Origin of the sequence: Shewanella sp. SR43-4, assembly GCF_014163845.1 — a bacterium.
Taxonomy (GTDB): Bacteria; Pseudomonadota; Gammaproteobacteria; order Enterobacterales; family Shewanellaceae; genus Shewanella; species Shewanella vesiculosa.
This window is the reverse complement of sequence record NZ_JACJEB010000002.1, coordinates 206,193-222,392: the sequence shown is the minus strand read 5'-3', so window position 1 is coordinate 222,392 and position 16,200 is coordinate 206,193. Positions and strand designations below refer to the sequence as shown.

Genomic DNA, 16,200 nt, shown 5'->3' with positions numbered 1-16,200 from the left:
GTGACGAATAGAAGAAGGATTGTATGTCTAATAATATCGATCGAAATATCAGTGCCATTACTGTAACTAACCTCAATAAAACTGTCGTGACCCAAGAGGGAGAGTTGACTATCCTCAACGGCATTAATATAGAAGTCAAGCAAGGAGACAGTATCGCCATTTTGGGACCATCAGGTTCAGGCAAGTCGACACTGCTAGGTTTGCTTGCTGCATTAGATACTCCTAGCTCTGGTGAAATCGTGTTAGATGGTGTAGCACTATCTGGGTTAAATGAAGAACAAAAAGCCGCATTGCGTAAGAAAAAAGTCAGTTTTATCTTTCAGTCATTTATGTTGGTTGACACGTTAACGGCTTTAGAAAATGTCATGTTACCAGCAGAGCTTTCTGGTGTTAAAGATGCCAAACAAAAAGCTCAATCCATGCTAGAGCGTGTTGGTTTATCTCATCGATTAAATCACTTACCTAAACAATTATCCGGTGGCGAGCAGCAACGTGTTGCCATTGCTAGAGCCTTTATTTGCGAGCCTAAAGTGTTGTTTGCAGATGAACCCACAGGCAACTTGGACAGTGTAAACGGTGACAAAATTGCCGATATGCTGTTTGCTTTAAACCAAGAAAGTGACACCACGCTGGTCTTGGTGACTCATGATTTGCATCTTGCGAAGCGCTGTGGCCGGCAGTTAGTGATGGAAAATGGTCACTTATCAGAACCCAATGTAGTCAATCTCTCGAGTCAACAACACTCTGAGTTTACTGCGGAGGTTAATTAATGGAATGGCAAATTGCGTGGCGCTTGTTTAAACGTGAACTCGCTCAAGGGCAATTAATTCTTATTGTATTGGCGATTACCTTGGCAGTGTTATCAGTAACTGGGCTTGCGCGAGTCAGTGAGCGTTTACAAGTTGCTATTAACGGTGAAGCGGCCAACTTTATTGCTGCCGACCGTATTATTGACTCGCCAGTTGAGCTTGACCCACAAGTGCTGACCATAGCGGATAAGCTTGGTCTCGCTCATGTCACCAATATGCAATTTAATTCGATGGTATATTCCGGAGATAAATTTCAGTTAGTGACGGTCAAAGCTGTAGGTGATGGTTACCCATTAAAAGGCGATATCGAACTCAGTAGTGGTGTCACTCAGGAGTTGCCAAAGACAGGTCAAGCATGGTTTGAGAGTCGTCTAGGTGGTTTACTTGGTTTCCCGCAAAGCATTGAGTTAGGCAATAGTGAGCTATCACTAACCGAAGAGATTAAGCGTTTACCTGATGCTGGTTTTAATCCATTTGCATCTTCGCCAGTGTTACTGATCCGCCTAGATGACGTGGCGGCGACAGGTATTATTCAGCCTGGCAGTAGGGTGACTTATTTATACCAATTTACCGGAAATGCTGATCAATTAACCGTATTTGAGCAGCAAGCTAAACCTTTACTCAATAACAGCCAACGATGGGTAGACGTGCAGTCGGGAGATTCTCCGATAGCTTCGGCGGTGCAACGTGCAGAGCGATTCCTGCTGCTTGCCAGTTTACTCGGTATAGCCCTTGCGTGTGCGGCGATTGGTATTGCGGCGCAGCGTTATTGCCAACGCCATTATGACGTTGTTGCCATGCTCAAAACCTTTGGCGCCTCGGGTAAGCAAATTCGAGTATTATTCGGACTACATCTGTCTTTGGTGACATTACTGGGTATTGCACTGGGTCTGCTTGGCGGAGTATTACTTGATCTTGGTATAACGGCATTTCTGCCTAAAGAAATCGCCGCTTATTCACCACCATACTTACGCCCTGTATTACTAGGCGTTAGCACGGGTTTAATTAGTGCATTTATGTTTTCGGCTTATCCATTAATGCGCTTGTTAGCCATTCCGCCCTTAAGAGTATTGCAACGTCAATTAGAAGGCTTGCAACTGGGAATGTGGTTACATCTGCTATTAAGTTTGGCTGCCATGGCTTTGTTAGGCTATTTATATTCTAGAAGTTTAGCCTTGACCATGACAGTGGTACTTGCAGTACTACTATTAGGTTTGTTATTAAGCGTGCTTGGATTTGTGATGATCCGTTTTGGTCATGGTATTGGCATGAAAACCACCAATCCTTTCCAATTAGCTTTGGCTGGTCTTCGCCGTCGTGCGCGCCAAAATGCGGTGCAATTAGTCGGTTTTAGCAGTGCGTTAGTATTACTGTTAACGATTTTGGCTTTGCGCCAAGATTTACTCAATGAATGGCAAAAGCAGTTACCTGAAAATGCCCCTAATTACTTTTTAGTCAATATCGCGCCTGAAGATGCTAAACCATTGAATGACTTTTTGACGCTTAATCATATTAATGCGACTGACATTTATCCTGTGGTTCGTGGTCGTTTGACGCATATTAATGATGAAGAGTTGATTTCAGGCAAGCAGTCTGAGGACGGTGTTGAAGGGCGAGTAGGTATTTCTCGCGAACTAAACTTAACGTATCGAGAGACCTTACCACCTAATAATAAGCTCCTTGAAGGTGAGTTTAATCAGGCTAGCAATGATGTGTCGGTTGAATCTGGTGTTGCTGATCGCTTAGGTATAGTGTTGGGGGATAAGCTAACCTATAGCATAGATAATCAAGCCTTCTCGGTTAAGGTTTCCAGCATAAGGCAGGTTCAATGGGAAACTCTACAGCCTAATTTTTTCATGATTTTTACCCCAGAAGCATTGGCGCCATTTGCTTATACTTCGATGGCGAGCTTTCATCTTAATGATGCGCAATTAGCCGCGGACGGCAGCCTACTGAGCGCGAATCAAGTGGTGCTGCAATTGATCCAACAATTCCCGACCGTATCGATTATTGATGTTGGCGCTATGGTTGAACAGTTACGACAAATTATCGATCAAGTGTCATTATCTTTGTCATTAGTGTTGGTTCTAGTTTTACTGGCAAGTGCTTTAGTACTGATAGCCCAGACTGAAGCTGGTATGGCGACTCGGCAGCGAGAATTGGCGGTATTGCGAACGTTTGGTGCATCAGGTTGGTTATTAAGAGCGGCTACTGGATTTGAATTTGCTTTACTTGGGGCCATCGCAGGTTTATTGGCTGTCATTGTTGCTGAGTTTGCTTTGTACATGCTTAAAACCCAAGTGTTTGAGTTGGTCGTTTATATGCATTGGCCTTGGTGGGGGATAACGCCAATTGCTGGAGCAATCATTGTGGCGATTCTTGGGGTATGGCGTTGTCGTCAGTTACTTAATAAGTCGTGCAGTGACATGTTAAAAGAGGGCTAAAGTACTTATAAATCTTAAGGGAGATGCATCGTCATCTCCCTTTTTTATGCTGCTTTTTTACCTTAGTTAATCACTGATGTGATTACTTTTGAGGCATTTTATATTGCGTTGAGCAATAGGCTCTATCAATTCCTTCTGGGCGCAGTTTAAGATGTTTGGTTTTACGGCCACTAACACGGGCTCTCCACGACTTAAAGCTATTGGGTTTGAGTGATGAGCGCATAAGTTTAATCACATTTGATTCGGTTAAGCCATAAAGGTGCTCAATGGCTTCAAATGGCGTGCGGTCTTCCCATGCCATTTCAATGATCCTTGAAGTGTCTTGTGGTGATAGCATTGAGTATCATAATGTTATTGGGTTTGCACTTCAGTACGTTAGTTAACTGAGTTTAGATTAGTGTTTGAATGATTTGTGCTAAGGATTAATCAATTTGTTAAAGTATTGGCCTAAGTTGACTAACCCTAATGGTTAACTCGAGTATAAGTGAGTGATGTTTATGTAGCGTGAGTATATGATGCGCCTTGACCAACTGGAGTGTAAAAATTTTTATCAACTCAATCTCAAGTCATTGATACTATAAATTAAGATAAGGTTTTATCAATACGAGTACGGGAGGCGGCGATTTAAGTTGGCTTACAGGATAATTCAGTTATATTAAATAATGTTCCGTGTCGATTTCTTGGAGTACAGTGGTTAATTTGGTGATTAAACAGTGTAAGTTCTGAATCATGTATGATTTAGTCCACCTTGATAAATCGTTGTTGGGGGAAAATATTGTCGATGGAACATAAGACGCCACTCTCATATCATTTTAAAGACAAACATATATGGTTTGACATGACCATGCTGGTGGCTTTGTTCGTGGTGGCAGCCTACGTTCCTCTTTTAAAAATTGTTCCTTTAGTTGCCTGTCTTGAGTTATTCAGCTTTTTTAGTTTTCACTTGCTAGCAAAACGTCGCCGATTCCAGTTACAGGGTTTTCTGGGGGGATTTATTTCCAGCACGGCAGTTTTTATACAAATACTAAATGATAAAAAATTTGCATCAACAAGTGAGCGTGACTTGTTACTGACATTGCTGTTTGCCTTATGCTCTATGTTACTGGAATGCCTATTTATTATCTTTTTTTTGGCCGACCAATTATCCTTTATTTTTTACATACCCTTTGTCACACAGTTAATGTTTTTTATTACGGTGATTACATATGTGCAGATCCCATCCAATTTGCTTTTTTTAAGCAACCAATCAAGACAATCTACAGTTGATATTGAGCTATTAATTGATCATCCAATAAGCTGGAAAAATGTCGCTAAGCTATCTATTTTTATCCTCGCACTTGTTTATGGCATGAATTTTATCGGCAGTGAACTTGGTCTATCTCGAGGGATCAGTACTTTGCTAGTATCATTTTTTGAAGCTCATGCCATTCTAGTCTCTGTGATGACCGAATGGTCGATGAATCCGCAGGATATTGATTTAATAACATTATTGTTGTTAATTTTACTCGGTAACAGCATCAGTAAATCGTACCTGGTATTTAAAGGAAGCAATTTTTCTCACAAATGGTTTTTTATTGCAATGATGTTGGTGGGGTTTGCGTTAAGTATCGGTGTTACATATCTTTGCTCTTTATGGCTTGAGTAATAAGTTGGCTATTTCCCCTAATACCAATAGTAATAGCAATTTATGTCTGTGGCATAATATCCGCTTGAGTAGCCAATAGAAAATGATTATCCCAAGTTAAGGTTATTTATGCGTCTTGATCGATTTGTTTGTAAAAGTACTGAGCTATTAAAGTGTGACGCTATCCAACATATCAATAATGGTGAGGTGTGCGTAAATGGTGTGGCTGTTAGGAATGAAGCTGTTCAGATTCATGAAAATAATCAAATTACCTTAAAGGGTCAAAACCTTACTGCTCGAGCGTTTCGTTATCTGTTAATCAATAAACCCGCCAATATGCTTTGTTCAAATGTTGATGGTGTCTATCCGTCGATTTTTTCATTATTGGATGTTGAACGTTTATCTGAACTCCATATTGCCGGGCGCTTAGATGCCGATACTACTGGGTTAGTTCTAATTACCGATGATGGTCGTTGGACTTTTGCGATTACCTCTCCTTCAGGCGAGTGTCATAAAGTCTACCGGGTTAAGTTAGCCAAACCGCTGGTTGATGATGCCGCAGAACGTTTTTTACAAGGCATTGCTCTTGATGGTGAGCAAGGGCTTACATTACCGGCGGTATTGCAAATCATCACAGCCAAAGAAGTCTTGCTGACATTAACTGAAGGCAAATTTCATCAAGTTAAGCGCATGTTTGCCGCAATAGGTAATAAAGTACTCTCACTTCATCGTGAAAGCATTGGTGCTGTCAACGCCGATGTGGAAGTCGGGCAGTGGCGGTATTTAACCGATGCAGAAGTTAAATCATTTAATGCTTAATTAGAAAATGTAAGTGGGTGTGATAACCATGAGCAGATCGTTCGTTACCGCAGTTCAATAATCTGCAAACGGCTCGTTATTGATTAAGTCTGTAATACGGGACTGCGCCAAACTAGCAAACAATGGCCAGTTTGATTGACATAAGCCAAATGTGGTTCTGCTAGTTTCCATATTCCTTGTTAGCCTAAGTTGCAGTAATTCTTCCCCGTTTGTGGAAATCAGTTAGGATTGCAGATATCGCTGCGATGATTTTTAATTTATCAAAAAATAGTATAACGATAAATTTATATTATTTAGTGTGATCGTCAGCCTAAAAATGGCTATGCTAGTGTCTTGCTTGATAGCCATTAATGAGAGTGTACATAGATGGCTGCGATCTAGTATCTGATGCAATAGAGGCTTAGCATGTTAAATCAACAATGGTTAACGACATTTATTAAACTGGTTGAAATAGGGCATTTTACTCACACAGCAGAACAGCTTTTTATGACGCAACCGGGTGTCAGTCAGCATATTAAAAAGCTTGAACAGCAGGTCGGTGTTGATTTACTCATTCGAATAGGTAAAAGCTTTGAACTGACGGAAGCAGGGATTATTTTACATCAACGGGCGTTAGTTTGGCAGCAACAACAACAGCAAGTATTATCACAATTAGCGGTTGATGATGAGCATATTGGTGAGTGTCGTATTGCCTGCTCAGGTTCAATGGCCTTGCTGCTATATCCTCACCTTATTGACTATCAGTTGCCATATAATCAACTACAAATCTATCTGGAAGCGGCGCCCAATAAACGTATTATTGATAGTGTTATGGCCAATACTATTGATGTGGGCATTATTACCCAATCGATTAATATGGATGAGCTGGTGGTAACCCCATTAGCCGCACAATCATTGTGCTTAGTGTTGCCTCAGTCATACCCTCATCACTCTGTTACATTTGAACAACTCATGGCGCTTGGCATGGTGAGTCATCCTGATGCTATGCATTATTGGTCGCAAATAGCCTGTCAGTACTTCAGTGAAAAACAGGCTCTAGCATTGCAGGTGCCTATCCGCAGTTATGTTAACCAATTAAACCAAATTCTGGTACCTGTGGCTAAAGGACTGGCATTTGCTGTGCTACCACAATTTGCGGTCGACCATTTTACTCAAGCACAAGATATCCGTATTGCATCGTTTGCCAATGAGCATGGCGATAATGTGGTGGTTGCAGAGCCATTATTCATTATTTATAAACAGCATCGACCACTTGCTCGACGCTATGGGCCAATTATCGATAAAATTAAACAGCTAGTTTAGGGGCGGGGCCCTAGTTTGCAGAATTGACCACCTGTTGTAATGCGCTGTTGATGTCAGTGTATTGAAACTCAAATCCTGCCGCCAAAGCTCGTTTAGGTAGTACAAATTGGCCTGTAGTGAGCAACTCTGACATTTCACCCATGGCTAGTCTTAGCGCTAATGGTGGCGTAGTTATTTTGGCAGGACGGCTTAGTGCGCTACCTAGCGCTTTAGCAAATACGGCATTACTCACAGGCTGAGGTGCCGTTGCGTTATAAATGCCTTGTGAGTTCGAATTATTGAGTAAGTAGCTAAATAGTTTGATTAAATCATCAATGTGGATCCAGCTCATACCTTGTTCGCCATTGCCTATTGGGCCGCCTAAACCGAGCTTAAAGGGCGGTAACATTTTCGCCAATGCGCCGCCATTTTTACCGAGCACAATCCCAATGCGGGTAATGCATACTCGGGTCTGTTGCGATTGAGCTTGAAGCGCAAGGTTTTCCCACTCTTGACAAATATCATGACTAAATTCAGCATGAAATCCGCTGGTTTCATCCACAGGGGTATCACCCTGTCTGCCATAATACCCTACGGCTGAAGCGCTAATAAAAGTATGCGGTGGGGTGGTGCTTTTGCGGATAAGCTGAGTTAACGCCGTGGTGATATCCCAACGACTGTCACAGATAAGTTTCTTTTGCTTATTGCTCCAACGTTTATTGACTATCGGTTCGCCAGCAAGATTAATCACAGCATCTATATCGTTAAGGTCTGATTTGTCTGCCAGCGTTTGCCAGTACTGATGATGGCTGCCAAGAATGTTTTTGCTGTTATTAATATTTCTCGTCAATATTACTAGCTGGTGGTCACTCAGTGATTTGACTAACTGTTTGCCAACAAACCCTGTTGCGCCAGTGATTAATATTTTCATCTAAACTCCCCTTTACTCTATATTGCAATATACGATGGTAAACTTAAAATGTGATCACATTGTGCGCATACCATGGTGGTTACTGGGGCTTTTGATAGCATAACTCCATCGACACTGAGTCTGCAAAACGCAGTGCATGGGGTTTATCGATTTCGACGCTGGCAAATTCAACCCAGTCATGTTCACTGGCAATGGCGAGGGTTTGGTTGGTTAAGTTTTCCAGTAATGAAAAGCGATTATTTTCAATTAAAGCAATAATTTTTTTGGTGATAGTGCGATAATTCAATGCATCTTCGACACTGTGACTATTTCGGGCTTTATCGGCACAATAATGAATTACTACGTTAATGATGACATCTTGTTGGTTATTGATTTCGTCATCTTTAATGCCGATATAAGTACGTAAACGTAAGTTTTTAATGCGTATAATAGCGGTTTCTGGTTTCATATAATGTCAGTGGATCCCTGAAAGTGGTGATGTGCCAATATTGCCATCAACTGATATACGAATCGACAACAAATTTTAACTTAGTTTGCAATATGTTACTGAGTTCAGCTTAGCATATAGAATCATTTTAATAAGCAATAATAAGGATTTTTCGGCCTATGAAAGGAATACAACAATCTCCAATGGCTGTGCGCAGTTTTGTGGTAATGGCTTGTGTGGTGATTATTTTAGCGGGGATAAAAACGGCCAGCCCGATAGTCGTACCTTTTGTATTATCCGCATTTTTAGCGGTTATTTGTAATCCTGCGATAGTGTTGATGACGCGTTATCATATTCCTAAATGGCTATCTATTATCTTATTAATGGGCTTTATAGTGTTAATGGGGTTATGGCTGGCCAGTTTAGTGGGCAGTTCAGTGACTGAGTTTTCAAAGGAAATGCCCAAGTATCGTGAGCAATTGATTGAACAATTCGCCTGGATCCTTGAAAAACTCAAAGACTTTAATATTCAGATTTCAAAGCAAAAGGTGCTCGACTACTTTGATCCTGGTATGGCGTTATCCATGACCACCAATATGCTCTCTGGTGTCGGTAATGTGATGGCCAATTTATTCCTGATTATTTTGACCATAGTGTTTATGTTATTTGAAGCGCAATCAATGCCTAGAAAGTTTCATTTAGCCCTCGATGCTCCAGATAAGCGTTTACAGCAAATCGACAAGTTTTTGCAGTCGGTTAATCAATATATGGTGATTAAAACTCTGGTTAGTTTAGCCACAGCAGTGGTTGTTGGTATCGGTTTGACTATCATTGGCGTTGACTATGCTTTGTTATGGGCGGTGATTGCTTTTCTGTTTAACTATATTCCAAATATTGGTTCTATTATTGCGGCCATTCCTGCTGTGTTATTGGCTTTTATTCAAATGGGCCCAGGGGCTGCAGGTATTACTGGTTTATTGTATGTGGGTACCAATATGGTGATGGGTAATATGGTTGAACCGCGTTTTATGGGCCGTGGTTTAGGCTTGTCTACCTTAGTGGTTTTTTTATCATTGATTTTTTGGGGCTGGTTGCTTGGCTCTGTCGGCATGTTGTTGTCGGTTCCCTTAACCATGATTGTTAAAATTGGTCTTGAATCGAGCCAGTCTGGCAGTTGGCTAGCGACTTTATTGTCAGATAATGTCGATGAATTACCCAGTGAATCAAGCCATAATGTTGAAACTGAAACAGCAACCGTATCGAGTGACGCTGATAACCATCATGCCGATAGTGATGTCACTGATGACGTTGCAAATGACCATGACGTGGAGAATGCTGCCAAGGCATCAACGAAAGATGCATAACCCTATTGATTTTATTTAGTTTATTGAGTTAAGAGAGTGTATGAAAGGTTTTTTACAAGCAGTTCCACATTTGACATTCGGCGATGATGTTTGCCGTTTATTTCACGGTCGTGGTGGGTTATTCGCGGGCGATGAACACCTGTGTTTAGATTGGTACAAGCCGGTATTATTGCTTACCAGTTTTAAGATGCTCGAAAGTGAGCAACTCGATGAATTAGTTGCTGCCATAGTGGTACTTTGGCAGCAACAACGACCAACTGAAACACTTAATTTAGTCTACCAATACCGTCATGGTGGCCAAACATTGAGTGAGTTATTGCATGGTGAAGTACCAGAGCAGCATATAGTGACTGAAAACGGTGCGCGTTTCTTAGTGCATTTATTACGCGGTCAAAACCACGGCTTATTTTTAGATATGGCCAACGGCCGAGCATGGGTGAAACAACACGCAAAACATAAAAAGGTACTTAATTTATTTGCTTATACTTGTGGCTTTTCGGTAGTGGCTTTGCAAGGCGGCGCAGATGAAGTTGTCAACATGGACATGAGTAAAGGTGCATTAAGTATAGGTAAGCAAAACCATGTGTTAAATGACTTACCTGCAGGGGCGCGTTATTTAGGCCACGATATTTTTAAGTCTTGGGGTAAATTAACTAAGCTTGGACCGTATGATTTGATTGTGGCCGATCCTCCAAGTAATCAACGCGGCAGTTTTGTTGCCACTAAAGATTATGAGCGTCTACTGAAACGCCTGCCAGACTTACTGGCGCCTCAAGGCGAAGTGTTATTGTGCTTAAATGCGCCAGAACTAGGGTGTGATTTTTTGATGCAACAAGTGGCAAATACGGCGCCACAGCTTACCTATATTGAAAGAATTGCTAATCCGCATATTTTTGCCGATATCGATGAACAGAAATCATTAAAAGTATTGCGTTATCGCTTAAGCTAATCTCTTCGTGTGTTACAAAAAACCGACAGCCATTTGGCTGTCGGTTTTTTTTGTCTATAAACTCGGCTCAGTCTACCCATCTTCAGCGTGGGCGAGGTCATTATTTGCACTATTTCATATATGAGTAATAGGATGCAATAGTCAAAATGACTGCCTCAACCATGATCGAGCCCGCATTTATTGACTACTTTTTTATGCTTAATCACTCAGTTCACGCGTTTTAGCTATTTAAAATGTTGATTTAGATCATGTTAATCCGTGTTTACCAATTTGTGAGTATATAGTTCGCTGCTGCATTAACGCTAACATTCCCCATGGACCGAATAAACAAGCAATAAAGCAATGATGAATTATTGCTTATATCCCCACTCTTGGAGGACCCATGAGTAATCAAATCAAAAGTAAAAAAGGTTTAGAGTTAAAGATTTTTATCTTTTTAACTGTCTTTCTAGCCCCAATTTTATCTGTATTACTGGTTAGCGCACTAGGTTTTACTATCTGGTTTAGCCAAATTTTAACTGGGCCTCCAGGCGCGGGCTAATCCTAAAAATAATCAACAATGCGAGAGCGATGTATGAGTAATGAACTTCACGTAACCAGCCTAATTGTCCAAGTACACCCCGATAAAATGGCTGACGTAAGACAAAAAATTATGGCCATCAAGAATGCTGAATTGTCAGCTAATAATGACGTTAAGTTAGTGGTTGTCGTAGAAGGTCCGAGCCAACGATCGTTGATGGATGATATCTCAACCATTAATGCCATTCCCGGTGTGTTGACGGCCACCATGGTGTATCACCAAAGTGAAGAGCTTGAAGAAGGTGAAGTATGAACATGAATAGACGCGATTTTATGAAAGCCAATGCCGCTATCGCAGCGGCAAGTGTTGCAGGATTAGCACTACCGACCAGTGCAAGCAACCTGATCACTAGCTCAGAACAAACCAAATTAGAATGGAACAAAGCACCTTGTCGTTTTTGCGGTACTGGTTGTTCTGTGATGGTTGCCACCCGTGAGGGTAAAGTTGTTGCCACACATGGCGATGCCAACAGTGAAGTTAACCGCGGCTTAAACTGCATTAAAGGTTATTTCCTTTCTAAAATTATGTATGGTCGTGATCGTCTGCAAACGCCTATGTTGCGTATGACTGATGGTAAATATGACAAGCATGGTGAATTCACTCCTATTACGTGGGAAAAAGCCTTCGACACTATGGCGGAGCGTTGGAAAGCCACCATAAAAGCCAAAGGCCCAACAGCGGTGGGAATGTTTGGTTCTGGTCAGTGGACCGTCTGGGAAGGGTATGCCGCGGTTAAGTTAATGAAAGCTGGCTTTGGTTCAAATAACATCGACCCTAATGCGCGTCATTGTATGGCATCTGCGGTAGGTGGCTTTATGCGTACCTTCGGTATTGATGAGCCAATGGGCTGTTATGACGACATGGAAGCGGCTGACGCGTTTGTGCTTTGGGGCTCAAACATGGCAGAAATGCACCCCATTTTGTGGACTCGTATAACCGACCGTCGTTTAAGTGCGCCACACGTTAAAGTTGCCGTGTTGTCGACCTTTGAACATCGTTCATTTGACCTGGCTGATTTGCCAATTGTATTCACGCCACAAACCGATTTGGCGATGCTTAACTTTATTGCCAATTACATTATCCAAAATGGCAAAGTGAATAAAGATTTTATCAAAAAGCATGTTAATTTCCGCAAGGGTACAACGGATATTGGCTATGGTTTACGGCCAACGCATCCACTGGAAATGAAAGCCAAAAACGTCGCCACAGCGGGTGATTCTACACCGATTGATTTTGATGAATTTGCTAAATTTGTGGCTGATTATGATGTTGAATCTGTGAGTAAGTTGTCTGGTGTACCAGAACATAAGCTTATTGAATTAGCTGAGCTGTATGCTGATCCTGATCGTAAAGTAACGTCATTCTGGACCATGGGCTTTAATCAACATACTCGTGGTGTGTGGTGTAATAATCTAATTTATAACATTCACTTGTTAGTCGGTAAAATTTCTACTCCAGGTAACAGTCCATTCTCATTAACGGGTCAACCGTCTGCTTGTGGTACAGCACGTGAAGTGGGCACATTCTCACATCGTTTACCTGCTGACATGGTGGTGACTAACCCTGAGCACAGAAAGCGCGCCGAAGAGATTTGGCACATTCCCAGTGGTATTATTCCCCCTAAACCTGGCTACCATGCAGTAGAGCAAAACCGTCGCTTAAAAGATGGCGATTTAAATTGCTACTGGGTTCAAGTGAACAACAATATCCAAGCTGGTGCCAATATTAACGAAGAGGGTTTACCGGGCTACCGTAATCCAGAAAACTTTATCGTAGTGTCAGACGCTTACCCAACCGTGACGACTCAAGCCGCCGATTTGATTTTACCAACAGCAATGTGGGTCGAAAAAGAAGGTGCCTATGGTAATGCTGAACGTCGGACTCAATTTTGGCATCAAATGGTCAAGGCGCCCGGCGAGTCACAGTCTGATTTATGGCAGTTAATGGAATTCTCTAAGCGTTTCACCACTGACGAAGTGTGGCCTGCAGAAGTGTTAGCTGCTAATCCTTCATTTAAAGGTAAAACCTTATATGAAGTGCTTTATCTCAATGGCAATGTTGATAAATTTCCATTGGCAGATGCTGATCCAAAATACTTAAATGATGAAGCTAAGCATTTTGGTTTTTACGTTCAAAAAGGTTTATTTGAAGAATATGCCACCTTTGGTCGCGGTCATGGTCATGATTTAGCTGACTTTGATGTGTACCACAAAGAACACGGCTTACGTTGGCCTGTGGTGAATGGCAAAGAAACCAAATGGCGTTTCCGTGAAGGGTCAGATCCCTACGTTAAAGCCGGTACCGACTATGAGTTTTATGGTAAGCCAGATGGTCGCGCGGTTATCTTCGCCTTGCCTTACGAGCCTGCGGCAGAGTCGCCAGATGAAGAGTTTGATATTTGGTTATCAACAGGGCGTGTGCTTGAGCATTGGCACTCTGGTTCTATGACCCAACGTGTACCTGAACTTTATAAAGCTTTTCCTGATGCAGTGTGTTTTATGCACCCTGAAGATGCTAAAAAGCGCGGTTTACGCCGTGGTGATGAGATTAGAGTTGTGTCTCGCCGTGGTGAAATTAAAACCCGTGTTGAAACCCGTGGACGTAATAAGCCGCCTGTAGGCTTAGTGTTTGTGCCTTGGTTTGATGCCAGTCAGCTCATTAATAAAGTGACGTTAGATGCGACAGATCCTTTGTCAAAACAAACTGACTATAAAAAATGTGCAGTAAAGATTGTTAAGGCTTAAGGAGACAGACCATGAAAACAGGTAAATTATTATCGATTATCGCGTTATTAGGTTTCTCTGTCAGTGTAATGGCTACCAGCATACCTGAAGACAAAATCGACACATTACGTTTAGCGCCAATTAATATCGAACCGACACCGCCTGCAATGCAAGCGGTGATCAATACCGATGTTAAGCAGGTTCGTAATTATCCTATGCAGCCACCGGTGATCCCGCACAAGATTGATGGTTATCAAATCGATCTTAAAGTGAACAAGTGTATCCAGTGTCATGCGCGTACCAGTACCGGTCATTCACAGGCGCCAATGGTGAGCGTGACTCACTATATGGACCGCGACAATAATTTCTTGGCTGATTTATCACCCCGTCGTTATTTCTGTACTCAGTGTCATGCACCGCAGTTAGATGCCAAGTTGTTGGTTGAAAATGACTTTGTCGATATAGACCACTTAATGAAGGCGAAAGCCGCAGTTAAGCACTAGGAGTGACTATGTTTGCAAAATTATTTGAGCAACTAAAACTCGTGTGGAAAGTGCTGCGTCGTCCGAGTGTCCATTACAGTCTTGGCTTCTTAACCATTGGTGGATTTATCGCAGGAGTGATCTTCTGGGGCGGATTTAACACCGCTTTAGAGCTGACTAACCGCGAGCAATTCTGTATCGGTTGCCATGAAATGGAAAACAACGTTTATCAGGAGCTGCAAACCACCATTCACTTCACTAACCGAAGTGGTGTGCGTGCAACCTGTCCGGATTGCCATGTGCCACATAACTGGACCGACAAAATTGCCCGTAAAATGCAAGCGTCTAAAGAAGTGTGGGGTAAAGTATTCGGTACTATTAGCACGCGAGAAAAGTTTGAAGGAAAGCGTCGAGAGCTGGCGGAACATGAATGGCAACGCCTTAAAGCTAACGATTCATTAGAGTGCCGTAACTGCCATAATTTTGATTATATGGATTTCACTCGTCAGTCTAAGCGTGCATCACAAATGCATTCAACGTCTCTGGCTAGCGGCGAAAAAACCTGTATCGATTGTCATAAAGGGATTGCACATCAATTACCTGATATGGCGGGTGTAGAAGGGTTCTAAACGGGTTAAGATTGTAAGCGTATAGAAAAGGCCAGCAAATTTGCTGGCCTTTTGTTTTATGCATTTCGAACTAAAGTTGTTTACGTTAAATCAAGCTGTTGCCCAATCACATCAATTAAATATTCAGTGAAATCATGGCCATGGTTTTGCAACATCTTCGGGAACATTGAAATAGGCGTTAACCCAGGGAAGGTATTGATTTCATTCAAAAGGATTTGATTATCATCAGTTAAAAAGAAATCGATACGCGACAAGTGACGTAATTTCATCCCTTTAAAGGCTTTTATTGCGTAATCACGGATCAGTTGACTGATCTCAGGGCTGAGGTTCTCTGCAACCACGTCGGTTCGGGCCTTACTATTTTTAGCGTACTTTTCATCAAATGAATAAAAGGTATTGCTGTCACAAATAATCTCGCCCGGTAAGGTCGCAACTACTTCACCTTGATACTGGTATACGGCGACTTCTAATTCACGCGCATGGATAGTTTGCTCAACGACCACATAAGGGGCATAACTGAATGCGTCTTTAAGTACGTTAGCGATATTGGCTTTCACATCAACCTTATAGCAACCCACAGACGATCCTTGTGAAGCAGCTTTAACGAAAACGGATCCCCAATGATCAAATGCTGTTTCAGTTTGCTTGATTGCAGCATCATCTAGTTGATGCAAAAAGATGTAAGGCGTGTTTGGCACACCTAAAGCTGAAAACCACATTTTAGCGGTGATTTTGTTAAAACAATTACTTGAGGCTTCAGACTCACAGCCAAAGTAGGGCAGTTGAATTAAGTTAAAGTAAGATTGAATATCACCGGTTTCGCCCGGGAAACCATGAATACACGGGATCACATAATCAACGGGCCATGCTGGCGTATTGTTATCCTCAAAACGAATCTCACGCCGATTAGTCAGGTCGCATAATTTTCCGTCTTCAGTGTGATAATGACCGTGTTTATCGAGTACTAGCTTAAGTACCGAAAATTTATCTGACTTTGCCAGTGATGACTCAAAAAAACGTGCTGACATTAATGAAATATCGTGTTCTGCACCGCCACCGCCGCACAATAGCAGCAGATTAATCTTTGGCATGTTTGCTCCTGAAAGACCAAAAAAGAATGGGCTAGATTGGATTGGAT

Annotated in this window: 16 protein-coding genes; 12 read left to right on the top strand and 4 right to left on the bottom strand. The window is 42.0% G+C overall.

Going from position 1 to position 16,200, the window contains the following annotated elements:
- Positions 1-23 precede the first annotated feature (23 nt).
- Together H5123_RS03235 and H5123_RS03230 are read left to right on the top strand one after the other, a co-directional pair.
- Positions 24-770: an ABC transporter ATP-binding protein gene (locus H5123_RS03235; RefSeq protein WP_124016430.1), complete on the top strand. Its 747-nt coding sequence runs from the start codon at positions 24-26 to the stop codon at positions 768-770.
- Positions 770-3,253, top strand: a complete 2,484-nt coding sequence (locus tag H5123_RS03230) for an ABC transporter permease (RefSeq protein WP_182697018.1) — start codon at positions 770-772, stop codon at positions 3,251-3,253. Before H5123_RS03235 ends, H5123_RS03230 begins: the two co-directional genes overlap by 1 nt.
- Before the next feature lie 82 nt (positions 3,254-3,335).
- Here H5123_RS03230 and H5123_RS03225 read toward each other — a convergent pair whose 3' ends face one another.
- Entirely contained in the window at positions 3,336-3,590 is a 255-nt protein-coding gene (locus H5123_RS03225) for a TIGR03643 family protein (RefSeq protein WP_124016432.1), read from the bottom strand.
- 444 nt (positions 3,591-4,034) lie between these two features.
- On the opposite strand from H5123_RS03225, the gene H5123_RS03220 reads away from it, so the two are divergent.
- The 3 genes from H5123_RS03220 (at position 4,035) to H5123_RS03210 (ending at position 6,998) form a co-directional block, all read left to right on the top strand.
- Positions 4,035-4,898, top strand: a complete 864-nt coding sequence (locus H5123_RS03220; RefSeq protein ID WP_182697017.1) for a DUF4010 domain-containing protein — start codon at positions 4,035-4,037, stop codon at positions 4,896-4,898.
- 108 nt (positions 4,899-5,006) lie between these two features.
- The gene (locus tag H5123_RS03215) at positions 5,007-5,696 is read left to right on the top strand and encodes a pseudouridine synthase (protein WP_182697016.1); all 690 of its coding nucleotides are present in this window, start codon (positions 5,007-5,009) and stop codon (positions 5,694-5,696) included.
- 405 nt (positions 5,697-6,101) lie between these two features.
- Complete coding sequence (locus H5123_RS03210) at positions 6,102-6,998, top strand: LysR family transcriptional regulator (protein WP_182697015.1); 897 nt, start codon at positions 6,102-6,104, stop codon at positions 6,996-6,998.
- 10 nt (positions 6,999-7,008) lie between these two features.
- On the opposite strand, the gene H5123_RS03205 is transcribed toward H5123_RS03210, so the two are convergent.
- Positions 7,009-7,908: a TIGR01777 family oxidoreductase gene (locus tag H5123_RS03205; RefSeq protein WP_124016436.1), complete on the bottom strand. Its 900-nt coding sequence runs from the start codon at positions 7,906-7,908 to the stop codon at positions 7,009-7,011.
- Between the two features lie 79 nt (positions 7,909-7,987).
- Positions 7,988-8,356 (bottom strand): dihydroneopterin triphosphate 2'-epimerase, encoded by a 369-nt coding sequence (folX, locus tag H5123_RS03200; RefSeq protein ID WP_124016437.1) that lies wholly within the window; start codon positions 8,354-8,356, stop codon positions 7,988-7,990.
- Positions 8,357-8,514: 158 nt separating this feature from the next.
- Here folX and H5123_RS03195 point away from each other — a divergent pair, with 158 nt between their 5' ends.
- The 7 genes from H5123_RS03195 (at position 8,515) to H5123_RS03165 (ending at position 15,062) form a co-directional block, all read left to right on the top strand.
- Positions 8,515-9,699, top strand: a complete 1,185-nt coding sequence (locus tag H5123_RS03195) for an AI-2E family transporter (RefSeq protein ID WP_182697014.1) — start codon at positions 8,515-8,517, stop codon at positions 9,697-9,699.
- Positions 9,700-9,739: 40 nt separating this feature from the next.
- Positions 9,740-10,648, top strand: a complete 909-nt coding sequence (locus H5123_RS03190) for a class I SAM-dependent methyltransferase (protein WP_182697013.1) — start codon at positions 9,740-9,742, stop codon at positions 10,646-10,648.
- A 382-nt stretch (positions 10,649-11,030) separates the two neighbouring features.
- Positions 11,031-11,189, top strand: coding sequence for a periplasmic nitrate reductase, NapE protein (locus H5123_RS03185; protein WP_124016440.1), 159 nt, complete (start codon positions 11,031-11,033; stop codon positions 11,187-11,189).
- A 33-nt stretch (positions 11,190-11,222) separates the two neighbouring features.
- Positions 11,223-11,480 (top strand): chaperone NapD, encoded by a 258-nt coding sequence (locus H5123_RS03180; RefSeq protein ID WP_182697012.1) that lies wholly within the window; start codon positions 11,223-11,225, stop codon positions 11,478-11,480.
- 2 nt (positions 11,481-11,482) lie between these two features.
- Complete coding sequence (gene napA, locus H5123_RS03175) at positions 11,483-13,972, top strand: nitrate reductase catalytic subunit NapA (protein ID WP_124016532.1); 2,490 nt, start codon at positions 11,483-11,485, stop codon at positions 13,970-13,972.
- An 11-nt stretch (positions 13,973-13,983) separates the two neighbouring features.
- Positions 13,984-14,454, top strand: a complete 471-nt coding sequence (locus H5123_RS03170; protein WP_124016442.1) for a nitrate reductase cytochrome c-type subunit — start codon at positions 13,984-13,986, stop codon at positions 14,452-14,454.
- Positions 14,455-14,462: 8 nt separating this feature from the next.
- A complete protein-coding gene (locus H5123_RS03165) occupies positions 14,463-15,062 on the top strand; it encodes a cytochrome c3 family protein (RefSeq protein WP_124016443.1) in 600 nt (199 codons plus the stop codon).
- Positions 15,063-15,142: 80 nt separating this feature from the next.
- Here the strand turns inward: H5123_RS03165 and H5123_RS03160 are convergent, their stop codons facing one another.
- Positions 15,143-16,153, bottom strand: a complete 1,011-nt coding sequence (locus H5123_RS03160; protein WP_182697011.1) for a D-alanine--D-alanine ligase — start codon at positions 16,151-16,153, stop codon at positions 15,143-15,145.
- Positions 16,154-16,200: the final 47 nt, after the last annotated feature.